Raw genomic sequence first — 18235 nt, 5'->3', positions numbered from 1 at the left:
AGCACATGTATTTCCATCCACTCTTCCTTGTGTAGCACTCAGGTCTCGCGCAAAAGACCTGACTTTACAAAAAAGTGGCTCAGTTTTACTTTGCGCGAAGTGGCTCATTTTTACTCCGCGCGCAACAAGCAGAACTGAGGAGTGTGGTCCGATGACCATAACAGCCGCGAGGCTAACAAAAAAAGGCACTGTCCAATTTTTAATTTGTCCTTGCCGCCAAGTCGCACTTCAATTCATTTCGCCCTTCAGCAATCAGCTTTGTCAGCCACTGTTCAAGGAAGTTGTTCAGTTCTGCCTTGGCGAGTGGGCTGAATGCCATCAACTCAGGGCAGAACACCTTCCGCGAGCCGAAGCAATCACTGTACGTCAGCACACCAGCGGTTTCGGCGAGCAAGTACACTTCCACGGTCATATCAGGGTCAGGTATCGCTGCGCCATGCAGCCGCTGCAGATAGTGGCTCATACGTAGGACCAAGCGGTGCGGATGCCGCTCGATCACATCAACATTCACATCGGTATGCCCAAGCGCAACGAGCCTGGCAGGGCCACTCATATCGCGCAGATCGGGAAGAAGTTGAAGCAACCTGAGGTAGTTCTGCTGATAGATATCCATTTCGATTCCACGTTGTTTTACGGTACGGGAACCATCCACGGGGAAACGGAAACAGACAACGCTGTCTTGCTAAGTAATGCCAGTATCAACAATGTGAGAATGTGCGTATTTTTCACCTAGATGAAATGCTACTCTACACCTACCAGTTTAGCCAGAAGGAGCGATAGTTTACTGATCTGACCACATCATCGGATTAGGATTTTCGAGTCGCCGAAGTTATTTCATTAACGAGCTAGTTAATCGGTGCAACTCAATTAAATTAAAGCGTTGTTCCAAGCATTAATAGGTGAAAAATGAATGATCCATTTGATAAAACCCGAATTGCACAAGGGCTCAACAACTTGATTAGCGAAATTAAGTCTACTCAAGCGGAAATACTTCACTCCTTGCAACAGAATGACGATTTAACAACAAGCCACATTGAAACAGGTTATTTAGAATTTTACAAACAGCTTGAACATAAACGTCCATTTCGATTAAATCCGTTTCATTGCGACTTGATGTTGAACGGTGTGATGGATATCTTACGACGCGCCTTAGCTGAGCGAGAAAAGTTCGATGCACTCCGCTCTGCGTGGCAAGAACGATTTCACCAACTGAATGAACTCTCTCAAACGGCTCATACAGCCAAGATCGAGTTCGAAAGTCGAAGTAATCTGTTTGGGGCAGAAGCTGCAATAGGTGAACTATCTTTCCGAGTATCTACTGAAGTAGCTAAGCAAATAAGCGAAAAAATAGATTCATTTTTAACACAAGATCAGTGGAGCGCGCAAAAAGCGTGGAACTATACCACAGCTGCCGGGGGCACTCATAGCCATGGATTTCTAGCCCAATTTCCGGTTCAGCGAGAACAGGACACAATTAAGTTTTCCGCACTCGAATTCGCAGCATTGAGTAAGAATTATCCACTAAATTCATCCGAATCCTATCCGGCCACAGGAAACTCGACTGATAAAAGCGATGCTAAAGAGCTGATGCAAGAATTGCACGAAAAAGTCCGAATACACGAGGCAACGACAGCTAAGGACGTATATGCTAGGAGAGTAACCGACTTACTTGATAATTTGGAACTCAAGTTGAACGCATTCAAATCAAAAGGTGCACCACATAACTATCTTGAGCAATTAGAACCTATCCGTAATCGCTATGTGCGCGATCTTCTCGAAGCAGGCGAACGTATTAATTGCATCGCGGAAGGAGTGCGTATTATTTATGGGATCGATGTAACACAGCCTACAATAGAGGATTGCACAAAATCACAAGTTCGATTGCTCGATTCATATATAGCGTTTACTCAAAATTGTATCCGCCTTATTAATAATCTGAGCATTATGGAACGTCGTACGACTGTCAGTATTTACTTAGCCTTTTCAGAATTTAAGGAGCTAAATAATGAGAATGATCTTCGACGTGCCACATTCAAGTTTAGATCGCCAATTATGATGGCATCGCATATTAGAATACGAAACATCAGCGCTCATTTAAGTAGAAGCACAATTCTCGGTACAATATCTATTGGCATTAAACCTCCTTCAACTGCAGTTTTCAAATACGGGAAATTTAGCGTTGCTCAGAGCACAGTACAATCTACTACTGGGAGCATTAGAATTTGTGCAGACGATGCCAGGCCTTGGTTAACTACATCTTCGGCGGAATTTTTGCCTTCAGATTTTGAACACAAGCAGAGTCAACTTGGACATCTTTGGCTAGGCCGTGTTTTTGTACGCTCTGGTCGAGAGCCAGAATGCCAACAGAACGGAGAACTGTGGAATGTGTCTCCGCTATCTGCTGGCGATTCATCCCTTTGGGAGGTATACGCCACCAACTCGTCACGTGGTGAACCGATAATGGATTGTGAAGGTGGCGTTGAATTGGATCTCGATATTGTATTCCTGGAAGACCTGGAGGATTAAATGGGCGTTTTAACCGACCTTTCTCGAGAAGGAAAAACCTCAGTCTCTCCAGGGAGCAAAAACTTCGCGTCACCACCTCCTAACGAGCACAATCAAGGCCGGGGTGCTGAAGTAATGAACGAAAGCACTAGCGTAATGCAAAGCAAGACCGGTCCGCGTGCTACGTCTGCGAACAATATGTGGGGTAGTATCAAGCAGGAATTTGAAGAATTCCTCGCTGGATTTGACAAGAATTGGAGTGTTGTCTCAGCTGACGCAAATGTAGACATTATAGGATTTTCCAAGTCCTTGGGAATAGAATATGATTTGGAAAACGGTAATACGGTCGCAACCATGAAGAGCAGCGTTTCGAATCAAAGTGCTCAACTAGCACATAAGCCGGAAGCTACTGTTACTATTTGCGGTGGACTTGGCGTGCAATCTGAGAATGGTGTAGTTTGCCAACCGGAATTTGAATTTGGGGGCGCCAATGTCAAGGCAAAGATAACAAAAGATAGTATTAAGCTCTGCATCGCTGTTCTTGGCATTAAGGCCCCCACTGCGGAAACTAGGGTGAACTGCGAAGGAACGATAAAAATCGAGCTGAGTGGAGGTTTAAAAAGGTCTCAAGAATCAGTTTCGGGATCTAAAAACACTCGCCGTTTGCCGTAATTATGTTTCTTATAGCCTTTTATAGCGTGCGCATGAGAACTTGCATGAGATTCTATGCAGAAAATAATTCATGTATCGTCACTAGACCTTCTCCCATAACGCTGTAATAGCAGCTTTTTCGACTAAATGAGGGGGCAAAACTGTGATGGCTATTAACTTGTTGAATAAATTGGAGTTTTGGCAAGATCGCATTTTCATGCGTTTAAAACCCGCATGAATAGTGGCTGTTATTGATGTGGCGGGGCTTGGGAAGCTTCAGCTCTACCATTGAGCTACACCCGCGTCTGCCGCATTCTACGCGGCTTTGCACGTTGTTGACAAGATCGCAAAGTAGGGATGCGATGGCAAATGTGATGACCGAACTCACCGGGGTGTCATGGCTATACGGCCAATCTATATCACATGCGAGCCATACGTTACCGCTAAATTAGATCAAGGCCTCTTTCAAAGTACTGCTTGAAGGTCGTACCATCATCAAGTTTCCAGTTGTCTCGTCCGTTTATCGAGTATCCCGTAACTATCCCCGCTGCTTGGGATGGTGTCTTAAACATGTGATCTCGTTTAAAGATCATCTTCTCGTTTGAGTTGGCAAGTACTCCAGATTCAACCAGCGCCTGCCTCAAGGTGGCAGCTCCACCGGTAAGACTGGACGCGGGAGTTAGGGCGGCATCAGACCCTTCAAAGACAACCATCCCTTCTTCAGTCCAGACAGCCCTGGCATGCAGGCCACTAATCCGAAGATGAAAAACAGCAGAAGGCACAAGAACCTTTGACGCGGGTGTAGGAAATTTTTGAACCATCGCGGCGATCTGTGCATTCATTGGGTTTTCGCGGACGACGAGAGGGTCTAGTAAGCGGTATCCCAAAACGCCTAGCAAGGTCTTGGCGAAACCCAAGAATTCCTCCATTGCATCTCGGTCAGCTCTCGGCAACGAAGGAAGTGCTGGAGCTATGCTGTTCTCAAGCCGGTAACGGTTTGCTTCGCCAGCCAACGACATCAGACGTGCTTCCAAGTAGCGCACATGCGCCTTTGTGAGGTTTTCGTCCTTGCTACTGAAGCTCACCAGCTCTGACCAAAACTCTTTTCCTGACATATGGCTCTGTAAGCGGTCAGCGAGTACTTCGGCTTCGCCTATGTATGCGATTTCAGCGCCAGTCTCATCATTGACGCCAAACAAGATATAGACGCCAGGGCGTTGTACTTCAGGCCATTCACGTAGTTCACTAAAAAGTGCGCGTGGACAGGCAAGCGCCTGTCCGGTCCAATTTGCTATTTCAGCGTGTCGAATGCCTGCGACTGTTTCGTTTGGCAGGTAAATCCTTATGCTTTTCCCCATCCTTCAATCCCAGCTTTCTTATGCTTTTCCCCATCCTTCAATCCCAGCTTTCAATACCAGAACAATAGCAGAACTGAGGAGTGTGGTTCGATGACTGTCACAGCCGCGAGACAAACAAAAGGGCATTGTCCAATTTTTAACTTGTCCTTGCCGTCAAGTCGCACTTCACTTCAGTTCGCTCTTCAGCAATCAGCTTTGTCAGCCACTGTTCAAGGAAGTTGTTCAGTTCTGCCTTTGCCAGGGGGCTGAATGCCATCAACTCGGGACAGAAAACTTTCCGTGAGCCGAAGCAATCACTGTAGGTCAGCACCCCAACGCTTTCGGCTAGCAAATATACTTCCACGGTCATGTCAGGGTCTGGTATCGCCGCGCCATGAAGCCGCTGAAGGTAGTGGCTCATGCGAAGCACCAGACGGTGCGGGTGCCGCTCGATGACATCAACGTGCACATCGGTATGCCCAAGCGCGGCAAGCTTAGCTGGCCCACTCATGTCGTGTAGATCTGGAAGAAGTTGAAGCAGCTTGCGGTAGTTCTTTTGATAGAGATCCATGTCGATTCCCCGTTGTTTACGATACGGGAACCATCCATGGAAAAACGGACGCAGACAACGCGTCCCTGATGTGCCTGCGCGGCCAGCCATGTGAGAATGTGCGTATTTTTCATCTCGGCAAGATGATATTCTTGTCAGCATCAAGCCGCGTTCGGCCAAGAACAGATACCGGCGAGGGGCCAGAATCAGCCGTACACAATTTCAACAGCAGGAGTTATTGCAATATACGGCTATAACGTGTCTATCAAACAACTAGCTGGTATTTTTTAGATATTAGCAATATATGCATTACAGAAAGAAAATTTTTAGAATATTCAAATTCAAAAATAGACCAATCTGTGATAAATATTTTCATAAACTAGGATGGACATGCGACTCGTAAGTTTTTCAGTAGACAACTACCGCAGCATCACAAAAACCGAAAATATCCCAACCTCAGATTTTACGGTTTTAATCGGTCAAAACAATGAAGGCAAATCGAACTTGCTTTCAGCTCTCGTAACTGCAATGAAAATAATCGGTTTGCATGCCCAGGGAGAATCTGATGAAGGTGATATCTCAAACGAAAGACCATATTTATGGACACGAGATTTCCCTCTTCATTTGCAGAAATCAAAATCAAAAAAACTCACCGAGTTTCGAGTGGAATTTTTATTGATCGAAAGCGAAATCGAAGAATTCAAATCAGAGATTGGCGTCTCGCTAAACGGTTATTTACCCATTTCCGTAACTGTAGACAAAGATAACGAGGCAACATTTCGAGTTGTGAAGTCTGGGAAGAATATGGCCTCCCTCGAAAAGAAGAGTGCAAAGATAGCAGATTTCATTGGACGACGTTTGGCGATAAACTACATTCCAACGATTAGAACGGAGGAACAGTCATCGCAGATAATCCAAAGGATGTTGAGTCGCGAGATGGCCAAACTCGATGATGATAAAGATTACAAAAAATGTATCGAGTTAATTAATAAAAAACAGGCCGAAATTTTAAAAAATCTTTCAAAAAATCTCACATCTTCCGTCAACGCATTTCTTCCACAAGTTAAATCAATTGAAATTACTTCAAAACCAGGAGCTCAAAGTCGTGCGATACGAAATGTTCCAACTATATTCGTTGATGATGGGACAAGAACAAATATACGCCGCAAGGGTGATGGTATTAAAAGTGTGATCGCGTTAAGCCTGTTTCAGCAAATCGATGCACGTGATGGCATGTTCACTATTTTGGCGATCGAGGAACCCGAGTCGCATTTGCACCCTGGGGCTATCCATAGCTTGCGTGACATTTTGCAAAACATGTCGTCCGAAAAGCAAATTTTTGTCACAACCCATTGCCCATCGCTAGTCAATCGGGATGATATCGAAAGCAATATCATTGTCCGAGCGAATAGAGCGCAAGCGGCTAAAAAGCTAAGCGAAATTCGTGAAGTTCTCGGAGTTGTGCCCGCAGATAATCTTGTAAATGCATCTCTTGCCCTTTTGGTCGAAGGCGCGGATGATAAGATTATACTGGATGCTTATTTTAAAAAGAACTCTCCGGTTATCCAAACAGCGATACGTAACGGATCTTTGATCATTGATCCAGCCGGTGGGGCTAGCAAAATACCGTATAAAGCGTCTCTTGTTACTAGCGAAATTTGCAGTGTTCACGTATTTTTAGATGGTGATGCTGAGGGAATTCTGGCAAGAGATAAGGCATTGGAGCAAGGAACCGTAAAGATTGCTCAAACAAATATGGTGAGCATAAAGGGCATGCCGCATGCCGAATTCGAAGACATGTTAGACGTAGGATCTTATATCAACGAATTTATCGATGAGTATGGAATCGATCTTCGACGAACTGAATTCAAAGACACAAAAAAGAAATGGTCAGATAGAGTCCGTTCATGCTTTGAGGCGGCCACTAAACCTTGGAGTGATAGAATAGAAAGTAAGGTAAAGATATTTGTTGCAGAAATTGTTGCCGAGAAGATTGAAAACGGTATTCAAGTCCTGCACGTGCATCGAGGGAAGCCATTGATTGAACTGGTCACAGCTCTAGAAAACAGGTTAAAAAAATAAATTCGGTGCAATGATTTTTACAATACTGCGGCTGAAAATTTTTCTTTTTTTGACAATCCGTTCTTACGAAAAAAGACAAAGGAAGAAATAATAATGAAAGACAGCATGCAGCACTTTTGACCGAATACAAATACTCCATAACCGGCCAAATATTTGATAATCAGCCATCACAGCGTATCAGCAGCTTTTTCGGCTAAATGAGGGATCGAAACTGTGATGGCAACTAACTTGTTGATTAAGGTGGGATTTTGGTACGATCACATATTCATGCGTTTAAAACCCGCATGAATAGTGGATGTTATTGATGTGGCGGGGCTTGGGAAGCTGCCGTTCTACCATTGAACTACACCCGCATGCCCCGCATTCTACGCGGGAATGCGCGGCATTGGCAAATCCGCAATGCGCCTGCCGCGCGTGACCCGGATTATTCCGGCGCCTGCACCGTGTAACCCTTGGCCTGCAAATCCGCCAGCAAGCCTTTCGGATTCATTAATTCGCGCATCGACAGCAGCGCGAACGTGGTGGTGTTGGCGGCCAGCGCCTTGTCCACCGCCCCCAGCCAATGCGTGCGCTGGCGCTGCTCGACGTCTTTCAGCGCGGCCTGGTCGCGCATGCCGCCAGCGCCGAGGATGGCGTCTTTGCAGGCCTGCTCGCGGTCGCCGAAATTGACTTTGCGGATCACATCCATATCGCCGATCGCCCAGGCTGCGGCGCGGGCGCGGGCGGCGTCGATATCGCTTTCCAGCCGCTCCACGGTTTTCGCAAAACAGGCGGCATCTTCCATCGGCGACTTCTTGAAATTGCGTACGGTCTTGACCGGGTCGTCTATCTCCATCGACAGCACGGTGGACGTGAATTTGACCTTGTGCTGTTTCGCGATTTTGTCGATGGTCTTTTCGACGTCATTCCCCTTCGATAACCCGGCATGGGCGAGGCCTTTGCGGAACAGGACGTCCGCTGCAAAGAACGGGCGCTTGCGTTCGATGTCGTCGTCCGCGCCGATATACTTTTCCTTGAGCGCCAGCCAGTGCGCATAGGTATCGGCCGGCAGCACATCCTTGAGGTGCGCGCCATCCGGATTTTTTTCCAGGCCGGGCAGGAATGGCAGCAATGTCAGGCCCCGGAAAAAGCCCACCCCGATGGAAAAGCCCGGCAAGCCGAGATATTCCTGCGATTGCGCCAGGATGGATTCCACCTGCTGCGAACGCCACTCCATTTTTTGCGGCAGCGGCCCGTACGTGCCGAAGATCCACAGCACATGGTCCCCTTGGGAGACTTTCCACAAACCGGGGCCGGGGCGCTGGCCCGTGACCTGGACGGTTTGCAGTTCGGCGACGTCCGGTTCCGGCTGCGCCGGGGCGGGCGCGGGATCAGACTGGGACCAGGCGGGCGCCATGGCGGCACACAGGCACAGCGCGGGAAGCAAACGTTTCAGCATCGGTCATCTCCTGAAAAGGGAAGGCCGATGTTACAACGAAGAAATTTAATTTTGACAACTGAATCGTTACAAAATGTTCGGAAGCCATGCCGGGGCCCGGATCGTTTGTCAAAGCCGGGCAGGCCGGGTATCGTTCAGTGCCACCTGCCGACTGAAACGATCCACATGCCCAAGCCAGCGCACCTGATTGCCTCCACAGTTTTCTCCATGACGGCGCTGGCCGGCGCCGTACAGGCGCAGCAACCCGGCGGCATTGAGGACAATATGCCGGCCTTCCAGCAGGCGCTGAAGGCGCGCCTGACGTTCCCCATGGCGTGGTCGCCGCAAGTGAAGGATTTGGCGGCATGGCGTGCGGCAGGCCGCGCCAAAGTGTGGGACGCCACGCTGCAAGCGCCGGACCGGACGCCGTTCGCGCCGCAAGTGCTGGCGGAGCAGGACCGCGGCGCTTACACGGCCCGCGACGTCGCCTTCAACCTCACGCAGGACAGTCGCGTACGCGCCCTGATGCTGGTCCCGAAAGGCGCCGGCCCCTTCCCCGCCGTGCTGATGCTGCACGACCATGGCGGCAAATTCGATATCGGCAAGGAAAAAGTAGTCGCCCCCATGGGCGATGCCGCGCGCAGCGCGCTGTCGCAGGCATGGGCCGCCAAATACTTCGGCGGCCGCCACCTGGGCGATGAACTGGCGCGGCGCGGCTATGTGGTACTGGCCGTCGATGCATTGGGCTGGGGCGACCGGGGCACGCTGACCGGTGACACGCAGCAGGCGCTGGCGGCCAACAGTTTCAACCTCGGCACGTCGCTGGCCGGTATCCATGCGCTGGACGATGTGCGCGCCGCGGAATTCCTCGCGGCGCAGCCGCAAGTCGACAAGCGCCGCGTGGCGGCCTTCGGTTTTTCCATGGGCGCTTACCGCGCGTGGCAGGTGGCGGCGCTGTCCGATGCCGTCACCGCCGTGGTGGCGGCCAACTGGATGGCCACCACCGAAGGCTTGATGGTCGCCGGGAATAACCAGCTGAAAGGCAGCTCCGCATGGCACATGCTGCATCCGGGCTTGGTGCGCTACCTCGACTACCCGGATGTCGCCAGCCTGGCCGCCCCCAAGCCCGCGTTATTCATCGCCGGCGCCAGCGACCCGCTGTTCCCCGCCGCCTCGGCACAAACAGCCTTCAACAAGATGGCGCAAGTGTGGAAAGCATGGCAGGCGCCGGAACGGTTTGAAACCCGCGTGCTGCCGCACGGACACGTGTTTCCGCTGGAGGCGCAGGAAGGGGCTTTTGAATGGCTGGATAAACAGTTTAGTGCCGGTCCTGCCAATAGCCCGGCAGGCGCTTCGCATGGGCAAACGCGATGACCATGATTTCGCTGACTCGTGGTTCATAGATAACCACGTAGGGAAAGCGTTTCAATGTACAGCGCCGCAATTGGCCTGTACCCAATAATTTGCACCCGAGAGGGTACGAAGAGATCTGCGCAAGAAGGCGAGCGACCTCCCGCAACAATGCTGCAGACAGTCGTTCATCAATGCCGAGGTAATACTGGTGCGCATCTTCCAGTTCAGCTTCCGCTTCGGCATGAATGCGGATGTTCACGGCGCCGGCTGTTTGGCGGACAACCGCGCCAATACTTCATTGGCGTCCTTTGCCGTCGCTTCGCCACGCGCCAGCGCATCCAGCCTGCGCTCGGCCTCCCTGCCCCAGGCGTCGTCCCACGCTGGATCGTCCTGGCATGCGGACACAAGAAGTTCTTCCGCCAATGCGATTTTTTCCTGCGCCGTCAACGCATCAAGTTGTGCGGACAGCAATTTCCCTTGCTTCGCCATGGTTCAGTCCTCCGGTGATTCCTCTATTGTACGGACGGACTTGGACCGTGTCTTGAGCTGAAGCCACCTTCTTCACGCCCGCAGCAGCAGCAACGCCTGATTCGGCAGCGAATTGGCTTGCGCCACCATGGCGGTGCCGGCCTGTTGCAGGATCTGGCTGCGCGTCAGCCGCATGGTTTCAGCGGCGTAATCCGTGTCGCGGATGCGCGAGCGGGCCGCGCTGGCGTTTTCCACGCTGTTGACCAGGTTGTCGTGCGCGTGGGCCAGGCGGTTTTCCGTCGCCCCCAGCATCGAACGCATCGCGTTGATGCTGTCGAGTTTGCCGTCGATGAAGTCCAGCATGTTGGTGGCGCTGAGCGCCGTACTCAGGTCGATCGGCGGATCGCCTGAACCGACCGCGCGCACGGCCATTTCCGTGGCGCCGGTCGGCTGCGGCGGAATGATGCCGCCGGCAAAACCCGCCGCCCCGGGATTGCTGCCGCCAATGGTCAGGTTGTCGGCATCGATCGACGCGGTATTGGTCAAGGTGACGGTGCCATGATGCATGGTGGCGGCCAGGCCCAGCGATCCCGCTGCCGAGCCGCCAATGGAAATGTCACGGCCATCGATGGCTTCCAGCGTGATGACGGAACCATTGGCGCTGGCCGTCACACCCGTGCTGCCGGACGCGCCGCTGATGGCGCCCGCCGCCGCCGCCGCATAGGCAGCGGTCGAGGCGCCATTGAACGCGCCGATACTGATGCCGTTGATGGTGAGATCACCGGCCTGCACGGCGCCGACGCCCCCCGCAGTCCCCGTCACCTTGTTTTCCGCCAGCGCCGTGATGTCGGGCGGATTGGCGTTGTTGATGGCGCGCGCCACCGCCCAGGCGCTGAAGCTGTTCTGCCCCGGATTGATGCCCGCCGCCGATGCCCCTACCACGGCGCCGTTCAGCACCAGGCTGCCCGTCGCCAGCGCGCCCTGCACCTGGCCGACGGCTTTCACTTGCATGACCGGCGTTTCCACCAGCTTGACCTGGGTCTGGTTGGCGGGAATCACGGCCGGAATGGCCAGCGAAATGGTTTGCCCCACCTTGTCGCCCACCTGGAAGTTTTCGCGGAACGAGCCATCGAGCAGGTTGATATTGTTGAAACGGGCGCCATGGATGATGTCGGCGTTGGCCTTCATCAGCGCGGCAACTTCCCCCTGGATCGATCTGCGGTCATCGGTGGTGTACGTGCCATTGGCCGCCTGCACCGCCAGCTCGCGGATACGCTGGAAGTTATCGGCCAGCTGGCTGGCCGCCCCGTCGGCCACCTGCAGCAGCGAAATGCCGTCATTGACGTTTTTCGCGGCCCGGTTCATGCCGCTGACACCCGCCGTCAGGCGCTCGGAAATCGCCATCCCCGCCGCGTCGTCTTTGGCGGAATTGATGCGCATGCCGGATGACAGCCGCGCCATGCTGACGCCAACATCGTCCGCCGAACGCAGCAAGCTGCGGCCGGCGGTCATCGCATCGATGTTGGTGTTGATTTGCATTTTTTGCAATTATCCAGGGAAGGGCGGTCCTACGCTGGGTAACGGCAGGTAAACTGCAGGTCTTTAACCTGCGGAAACAAATTGGGGGCCGCGCGCCGTGGGCAGTATCAGGCTGGCAACAATTCCATGCGTTCGTGGACCAGCGCCAGCTGCGCCGCATCCATGCGGCTCGATGCCGCCTGCATGTAGCGGGCCGCGCCTTGCGCGCCGCCCTTGTCCGCCATGGCCAGCCACAGCCACGCCTGCGCCATGTCGGCCGCCACGCCCTGGCCGCTGTAATACATCAGGCCCACGTTGAACTGGGCCCGGACATGGCCCTGTTCCGCCGCCCTCAGGTACCACGTCAGCGCCTGCGCATAATCGCGCGGCATGCCCTGCCCCGTGTCGAACCGCAACGCGATTTCAAACTGCGCCAGCGTGTGCCCCTGTTCCGCCGCCTTGGCGTACCACTGCGCCGCTTGCACGGGATCGGGCGCCGGGCCGTCGTCGCGGTCCAGCAACCGGCCCAGGTTGTATTGGGCCGCCACGTAATCCTGTTCGGCCGCCTTGCGGTACCACGTCAGCGCCTTGCGCGCATCCTGCGGCACGCCGCGTCCCGTTTCATAGCGCAAGCCCAGGTCGAACTGGGCGCGCAAGTGGCCCTGGTCCGCCGCCTTGCGGTACCAGAACACGGCTTCGTGCGCATCCTGCGGCACGCCATGGCCATTGTCATACAACAGGCCCAGGTGGTACTGGGCCGCGGGGAATCCCTGTTCGGCAGCCTTGCGGTACCACTGTTCGGCGCGCTGGTAATCCTGCGCCACGCCCTGGCCATGGTCATAACGCAAGCCCAGGTTGTTTTGCGCGGCGGCGTGCCCGAGGTCCGCCGCCTTGCGGTACCAGTGCAGCGCTTTCTGCTCGTCGCGCGGCACGCCGTGGCCATTGTCGTAAATCAGGCCCAGGTTGAATTGCGAGCTGGCGTGATCCTGTTCCGCCGCGCAGCGGTACCACTGGATCGCTTGCTGGCTGTCTTGCTGCACGCCGTCGCCCTTGTCGTAGCGCAGCGCGAGGTTGAACTGGGCCGGCGCATAGCCCTGGTTGGCCGCCTTGCGGAACCACGAAATGGCCTGGTGCACGTCTTGCGGCACGCCCTGGCCATTGTCATAGCGCAGCGCCAGATTGAATTGCGCGCGGGGATAGCCCTGCTCGGCCGCCTTGCGGTACCAGTGGATCGCTTGCCGGAAATCCTGCGGCACACCCTTGCCGGTGTCGTACATCATGCCCAGGTTGTTTTGCGCGCCCGCGTCGCCCTGTTCGGCCGCCTTGCTGAACCAGTACATGGCTTGCTGCGTATCGCTCGGCACGCCCTGGCCCTTGGCATACATCCAGCCCAGGTTGTACTGGGCCGCCGCATAGCCCTGCTCGGCCGACAACTGGTACCAGCGCGCCGCTTCGGACAAATCCATGCCGACGCCCTGGCCCTTCTGGTACATCACGCCGAGGTTGTATTGCGCATGTTCCAGCCCCGCGTTGGCCGCTTGCCGGTACCACGCCACGGCCAGCTCATAGCTTTGCTCGACGCCCTGCCCGTTGAAGTACATGAAGCCCAGGCTGTGCTGGGCATTGGCCACGCCCCGTTCCGCCAGGTCTTTTACGCGCAGGAATTCCGCGGTATATGTGCTGGCGCCCGAAGCATCCGCTTCCGTGGCCGTATATTTCTGCATGCTGAAACCTTATGCCTGGATCGCCACCATCGACGGGGCGGTGTGCAAGACCTGGGGCGCCAGGTCGCCCGCTTCCTGCTTTTGCAGCACCGTAATGAAGTCCGTCAGTGAAATCGGGCGATAGTACAAATACCCCTGCATCGTGGTGCAGCCGTTCGCCTGCAGGTAGCGCGCCTGCGTCGCGGTTTCCACGCCTTCCGCCACCAGGTGCAAGCCCAGCCCGCGCGCGATGGAAATGATGGCCAGGATCACCGGATAGTGACCATGCTCGTCGTGGATTTCCTTCACAAACGACTGGTCGATCTTCAGCGTGTGGATCGGGAAGCGGTGCAGGTACGACAGCGACGAATAGCCGGTGCCGAAATCGTCGATGGCGACCGATACGCCCAGCTGGCACAGCTTGTTCAACTGTTCGATCGCATACAGCGGATTACGGATGCAAATGTTTTCCGTGATTTCCACTTCGATCTGTGCCGGCGAAATGCCGTAGCGCGCCAGCGCGCCGCGCATCTTTTCAAAGAAGTCGCCCCGGTCCAGGTATTGCGGCGACAGGTTCAGCGACAGCCGCATATGTTCGCCGCCGGCCGCATTCCACTGCAGCAGGTCGCGGCACAACGCGCCCAGCATCCAGTCGGAGATCGGCAGCATCAAGCCGTTTTCTTCCGCGAACGGCAGGAATTCGCCGGCCGACAGCAAGCCGCGCTGCGGATGGTTCCAGCGCATCAAGCCTTCGGCGCCCGTGATGCGGCCCGTGTTCACGTCGACTTGCGGCTGGTAATACATTTCCAGCTCGTTGTTTTCCAGCGCGCGGCGCAATGCCTGCTCCAGCGCGATCTTCTGGTGCGACATGTCCAGCATCGAGTTGTGATAGAAGCTGTGGCCATTCTTGCCCAGCGCCTTCACCTGGTACATCGCGATGTCCGCATGGCGCAGCAATTCGTCGATGGTTTCGCCGTCGGACGGATAGATCGCGATGCCGATCGATGCGGAAATGTGCACCTGGTGGCCATCGAGGTCGAACGGCTTTTGCAGCGTTTCCAGGAATTTTTCAGCGATGACTTTCGCATCCTGGCGGTCGCGCAACTCCGGCAGCACGATGGTGAATTCATCGCCGCCCTGGCGCGCCAGCGTATCGCCACGGCGCAGGCAATCCTTCAGGCGCAACGCGGCCTGTTGCAGCAGTTCATCGCCTTTCACGTGGCCCAGCGTATCGTTGACCAGCTTGAAGCGGTCCAGGTCGACGAACATCACGGCCAGCTCCGTCAGTTTGCGCTTGGCCTGGATCACCGCCAGGCCCAGGCGGTCCTTGAACAGCATGCGGTTCGGCAGGTCGGTCAGGATGTCGTGATAGGCCTGGTAGGAAATCACTTCTTCCGCGCGCTTGCGGTCCGTGATGTCGCGCGCCACGCCATAAATGCCGTAATGCTGGTGGCGCACATGGTCGCGCATGTGCTCCGTGTCCGGCACGTGCATGCCGATCGCATTGAGCGGGATCGTCATCAGCGTGTTGCTGAACGTGCGCTCGATACCGTTGCCCTTGCAGCGCAGGCGCAGTTCCACGTTGCGCGATGCGCGTTCGTCGCCGCGGCGTTCCGTGAACACGTAGCGGGCCCGTTCCTGGTCTTCGTCGTGCACCAGCACCGAGTAATGCCTGCCGATCAGTTCATCGCGCGTAAAGCCGAGCAACTGGTAAGCGCGGTCATTGACGAAGGTGATGTGGCCTTCGTGGTTCAGCGTGTAAATGATGTCGGGCGAGCTGTCGACCAGGTAACGGTACATGCGCTCGGAATTTTCCAGGCGCTGCGCGATGCGCTGGTTATCGATCGCGAGACGGCGCTGTTGCAGCGCGTTCTCCACGGTCTTCAGCAATTCCTCGCGGCTGTACGGCTTGCGCAGGTAGTCATAGGCGCCACGTTTCAGTGCGCCGATGGCGGCTTCGATGCCGACATCGCCACTCATCACGATCACGTCGGCATCGATGCCCTTGCCGTTCATGAAGTCCATGATTTCATGGCCGCTCATGTCGGGCAGGCGCAGGTCGAGCAGCACCAGGTCGAAATGCAGTCGGTTCAGCTGCGCCAGCGCTTCGCTGCCGCAGGTGGCGGTCACCAGCGTGTATTCGCGGTCGCGCAGCAATTCATACAATGACGACAGCAGTCGGGGTTCATCGTCCACCAATAGCAGCCGCGGACAGTAATCGCTGGTGAGCGGTACCGCGTGCGGTGCGTCAGTTGCCAGATGCGGGGTTTGGGCGTTGGCAGTAGTCGCGTTCATCTTTTAGACAGGATCCATCGCGCGCGCTTGTACGCTGGCGATTTGGCTGGAGCTGCCGCGGGCCGGCAGCAGGATTTCGAAGGTGGTGCCGGTTTTCCCGCTACGGCAGGTGATCATGCCGTTCAACTTCTTGACGAGGCTGTGGACGATCGACAGTCCCAGCCCATGATGCTTGCCCTCCTTGTCGCTGCGGACAGGGCTGAACAGGTTGGCCAGCACGTCGGCCGACATGCCGGGGCCGTTGTCGCTGACCACCAGTTCCAGGTACAGGCGGCGTTCGCGGTTGACGTGGCCACGGTTGGCAATTTCAATCTTGCCGCCGTCGCGCAGGGCTTCCACCGAGTTCTTGATGAGGTTCACCAGGATTTGTTTGAGGATGTCCGCGTCGCCGTCGATTTCCGCCGGCTCATCCTGCATGCGCACCAGGATTTGCACTGACGCCGGCACGAATTCCGTGGCGCGGAACAGGCGCAGCACGTCGTCGACCACGCGCGCCACGTTGGTGACGCTGGTGGTATCGGTCGGCTGCAAGTCCGCCAGGCCGTTGATCAGGTGTCCCACGCGGTCGATTTCCTCGTTCAGGATCGACATCTCGCCCACCACGGGTTCGCGGCGCGCCAGCTTGGAATCGAGCACGGACAGGTAATTCTTGATGATCGACAGCGGGTTGTTCACTTCGTGCACCACGCGGCGCGACGCTTCGCGGTATTCCTCCGCCACGTGCGCGATCTGGCGCCGCGCGTGGCCCCGTTCACTGAGCGCGGTTTCCAGCGCGGTCGCCGCCTGGTTGCCGAACGCTTGCAGGAACCGTTCGCGCTTCTGGTACGACGGCAATTGCCATGCGGCCGTGCCGCCGATCAGCACCCCGAGGCAGCGCTGGCCCGCCACCAGCGGCAGGCAGACCAGGCATTCCGAACCGAGGATGCGGAACAATTGTTCTTCCGCGATGCCGAGGGGTCCTTGTCCTGCGCGCGTGAGCAACGCCAGCTTGCGCTGCTGCGCACTGGCGGCAATTGCGCCGCCCTTGGCCAGTGGAATGGCAAATTCCGCCAGGCGCTGCTGGTGCTCGCCCGCCGCCACCCCCACCAGCGCCTGGCCGGTCGGGTTTTCCAGCAAGATCACGCACGAACTGAAGTCAAACAGGATGCGCGCCGAACGCGTCATCGCTTCCAGCATGCCGGTCTCGCCCTGCTGGCGCGCAAACGTCTGGCCCATTTCCGACACCAGCACCATGTTGCGCACTTCTTCGGACAGGCGCTGCTGCACCGGATCGGCCGGCGGCATGTAGGCAGGCGGCGGCACAATATCGTCCGCGCCGGCCAGGTCGATGCCCAGGTAATCGGCCGACTTTTCCACCTGGCGCGCGGCCGCCTTGATAATGACATGCAGCGCATCGTCATCCAGGCTGCACAGGCCGGCGCCGGCGGCCACCGCTTCGTCCGCATCCGCGTGGTTGGCCAGCACGTGCGCCAGGCGCACGATGCGGATCAGCGGATGGGCCGATTCCAGGCGGCTCACGGGTTCGTGGTGATACAGCACGGAGTCGGCCAGGAAGGAATCCAGGTTCCAGCGCTCGATCAGCCACGCGCCCGCTTCGGCGTGGGTGATTTGCAGGGTGCGCTGTTCAACGGCGCACAAATCCTCGTCGTCGCGCGCGGTGAAATTGAAGGCATATTCTTTCGGCGCCGTGGCCAGCAAGGCCAGGCGTCCGACGTTGTGCAGCAAGCCCGCCAGGTAGGCTTCTTCCACGTGCGGGTATTCGAGCTGCCGGGCGATGTCGCGTGCAATGACGGCCGTGGTCAGCGAACTTTTCCAGAACGAACGCAAGTCCGTGCTGCCGGAATGGGGGAAGCTGTTGAAGGTCTGGAAGACGGATTCGCTGATGACCAGGGTCTTGATCATGTCCGTGCCCAGCGACACCAGCGATTGTTCCAGCCCCACGGCGCGGCTGTTGCGGTGATACGCGGAACTGTTGGCGACGGCCAGGATCTTGCTGGTCATGCCGGCATCCTTGGCAATCAGTGCAGCCAGTTCCGGCATGCCGGCGTCGTCCGCCTGCAAGTGCTCGATCAACTTGATCAATATCTGCGGCATGGCCGGCAGACGGGCAATCAGCAAGCGATTGCGGATGTCATTGTCTGATTGATGCATCGTATCAAGCATTTGCCGCTAGTGTGGACGTCGAAAAAATACTGGCGCCCAACGGCAACGGCGCTAGCAAATAGTAATAAGCCATATGACCACAAATAGTGACGTATGGCAACTTTTTTAGAACATGGAAATTTATACTAGCACAAACGAAGTCGATAACTTATCAGCAAGTTTCATTACTACTAAACTTTTTTCAAAACTTGCC

14 protein-coding genes are annotated in these 18235 nt (G+C 55.5%); 4 read left to right on the top strand and 10 right to left on the bottom strand.

The genetic code is table 11. The annotated features are described in order from the left end of the window. Nucleotides 1-199: 199 nt before the first annotated feature. Nucleotides 200-613, bottom strand: coding sequence for a DUF1249 domain-containing protein (locus tag GJ700_RS27525; protein ID WP_154380043.1), 414 nt, complete (start codon nucleotides 611-613; stop codon nucleotides 200-202). A 293-nt stretch (nucleotides 614-906) separates the two neighbouring features. Here GJ700_RS27525 and GJ700_RS27520 point away from each other — a divergent pair, with 293 nt between their 5' ends. Together GJ700_RS27520 and GJ700_RS27515 are read left to right on the top strand one after the other, a co-directional pair. Further along, nucleotides 907-2526, top strand: coding sequence for a hypothetical protein (locus GJ700_RS27520; protein ID WP_154380041.1), 1620 nt, complete (start codon nucleotides 907-909; stop codon nucleotides 2524-2526). Then, a complete protein-coding gene (locus tag GJ700_RS27515) occupies nucleotides 2527-3177 on the top strand; it encodes a hypothetical protein (RefSeq protein ID WP_154380039.1) in 651 nt (216 codons plus the stop codon). 422 nt (nucleotides 3178-3599) lie between these two features. Here the strand turns inward: GJ700_RS27515 and GJ700_RS27510 are convergent, their stop codons facing one another. Then, nucleotides 3600-4514: a GIY-YIG nuclease family protein gene (locus GJ700_RS27510; RefSeq protein ID WP_154380037.1), complete on the bottom strand. Its 915-nt coding sequence runs from the start codon at nucleotides 4512-4514 to the stop codon at nucleotides 3600-3602. 136 nt (nucleotides 4515-4650) lie between these two features. Beyond that, nucleotides 4651-5064 carry a DUF1249 domain-containing protein gene (locus GJ700_RS27505; RefSeq protein WP_195764028.1) on the bottom strand — a complete coding sequence of 138 codons (414 nt, stop codon included), beginning with the start codon at nucleotides 5062-5064 and terminating at the stop codon, nucleotides 4651-4653. Between the two features lie 369 nt (nucleotides 5065-5433). Here GJ700_RS27505 and GJ700_RS27500 point away from each other — a divergent pair, with 369 nt between their 5' ends. After that, on the top strand, nucleotides 5434-7125 hold the full coding sequence (locus GJ700_RS27500) for an ATP-dependent nuclease (protein ID WP_195764027.1): 1692 nt from the start codon (nucleotides 5434-5436) through the stop codon (nucleotides 7123-7125). Nucleotides 7126-7549: 424 nt separating this feature from the next. Here GJ700_RS27500 and GJ700_RS27495 read toward each other — a convergent pair whose 3' ends face one another. Then, nucleotides 7550-8563, bottom strand: coding sequence for a TraB/GumN family protein (locus GJ700_RS27495; protein WP_154380031.1), 1014 nt, complete (start codon nucleotides 8561-8563; stop codon nucleotides 7550-7552). A 165-nt stretch (nucleotides 8564-8728) separates the two neighbouring features. Here GJ700_RS27495 and GJ700_RS27490 point away from each other — a divergent pair, with 165 nt between their 5' ends. Continuing rightward, entirely contained in the window at nucleotides 8729-9916 is a 1188-nt protein-coding gene (locus GJ700_RS27490) for a dienelactone hydrolase family protein (RefSeq protein ID WP_154380029.1), read from the top strand. Here GJ700_RS27490 and GJ700_RS27485 read toward each other — a convergent pair. The 6 genes from GJ700_RS27485 to GJ700_RS27460 form a co-directional block, all read right to left on the bottom strand. Next, on the bottom strand, nucleotides 9861-10154 hold the full coding sequence (locus GJ700_RS27485; protein WP_154380027.1) for a type II toxin-antitoxin system RelE/ParE family toxin: 294 nt from the start codon (nucleotides 10152-10154) through the stop codon (nucleotides 9861-9863). The two genes, GJ700_RS27490 and GJ700_RS27485, sit on opposite strands and share 56 nt — an antisense overlap. Further along, nucleotides 10151-10384 (bottom strand): addiction module protein, encoded by a 234-nt coding sequence (locus GJ700_RS27480; protein WP_154380025.1) that lies wholly within the window; start codon nucleotides 10382-10384, stop codon nucleotides 10151-10153. The genes GJ700_RS27485 and GJ700_RS27480 overlap by 4 nt, the downstream gene beginning before the upstream one ends. A gap of 72 nt (nucleotides 10385-10456) precedes the next feature. Continuing rightward, entirely contained in the window at nucleotides 10457-11902 is a 1446-nt protein-coding gene (locus GJ700_RS27475) for a flagellin N-terminal helical domain-containing protein (protein ID WP_154380023.1), read from the bottom strand. 107 nt (nucleotides 11903-12009) lie between these two features. Continuing rightward, nucleotides 12010-13605, bottom strand: a complete 1596-nt coding sequence (locus tag GJ700_RS27470; protein WP_154380021.1) for an SEL1-like repeat protein — start codon at nucleotides 13603-13605, stop codon at nucleotides 12010-12012. A gap of 9 nt (nucleotides 13606-13614) precedes the next feature. Further along, on the bottom strand, nucleotides 13615-15879 hold the full coding sequence (locus GJ700_RS27465; RefSeq protein WP_229507282.1) for a putative bifunctional diguanylate cyclase/phosphodiesterase: 2265 nt from the start codon (nucleotides 15877-15879) through the stop codon (nucleotides 13615-13617). A 3-nt stretch (nucleotides 15880-15882) separates the two neighbouring features. Then, entirely contained in the window at nucleotides 15883-18030 is a 2148-nt protein-coding gene (locus tag GJ700_RS27460; protein ID WP_195764026.1) for an HDOD domain-containing protein, read from the bottom strand. Between the last annotated feature and the right edge of the window lie 205 nt (nucleotides 18031-18235).

The organism is Pseudoduganella rivuli, assembly GCF_009674485.1.
Classification (GTDB): domain Bacteria; phylum Pseudomonadota; class Gammaproteobacteria; order Burkholderiales; family Burkholderiaceae_D; genus Rugamonas; species Rugamonas rivuli_B.
The sequence above is the reverse complement of the archived record's forward strand: the minus strand, read 5'-3'. Positions and strand labels throughout refer to the sequence as shown.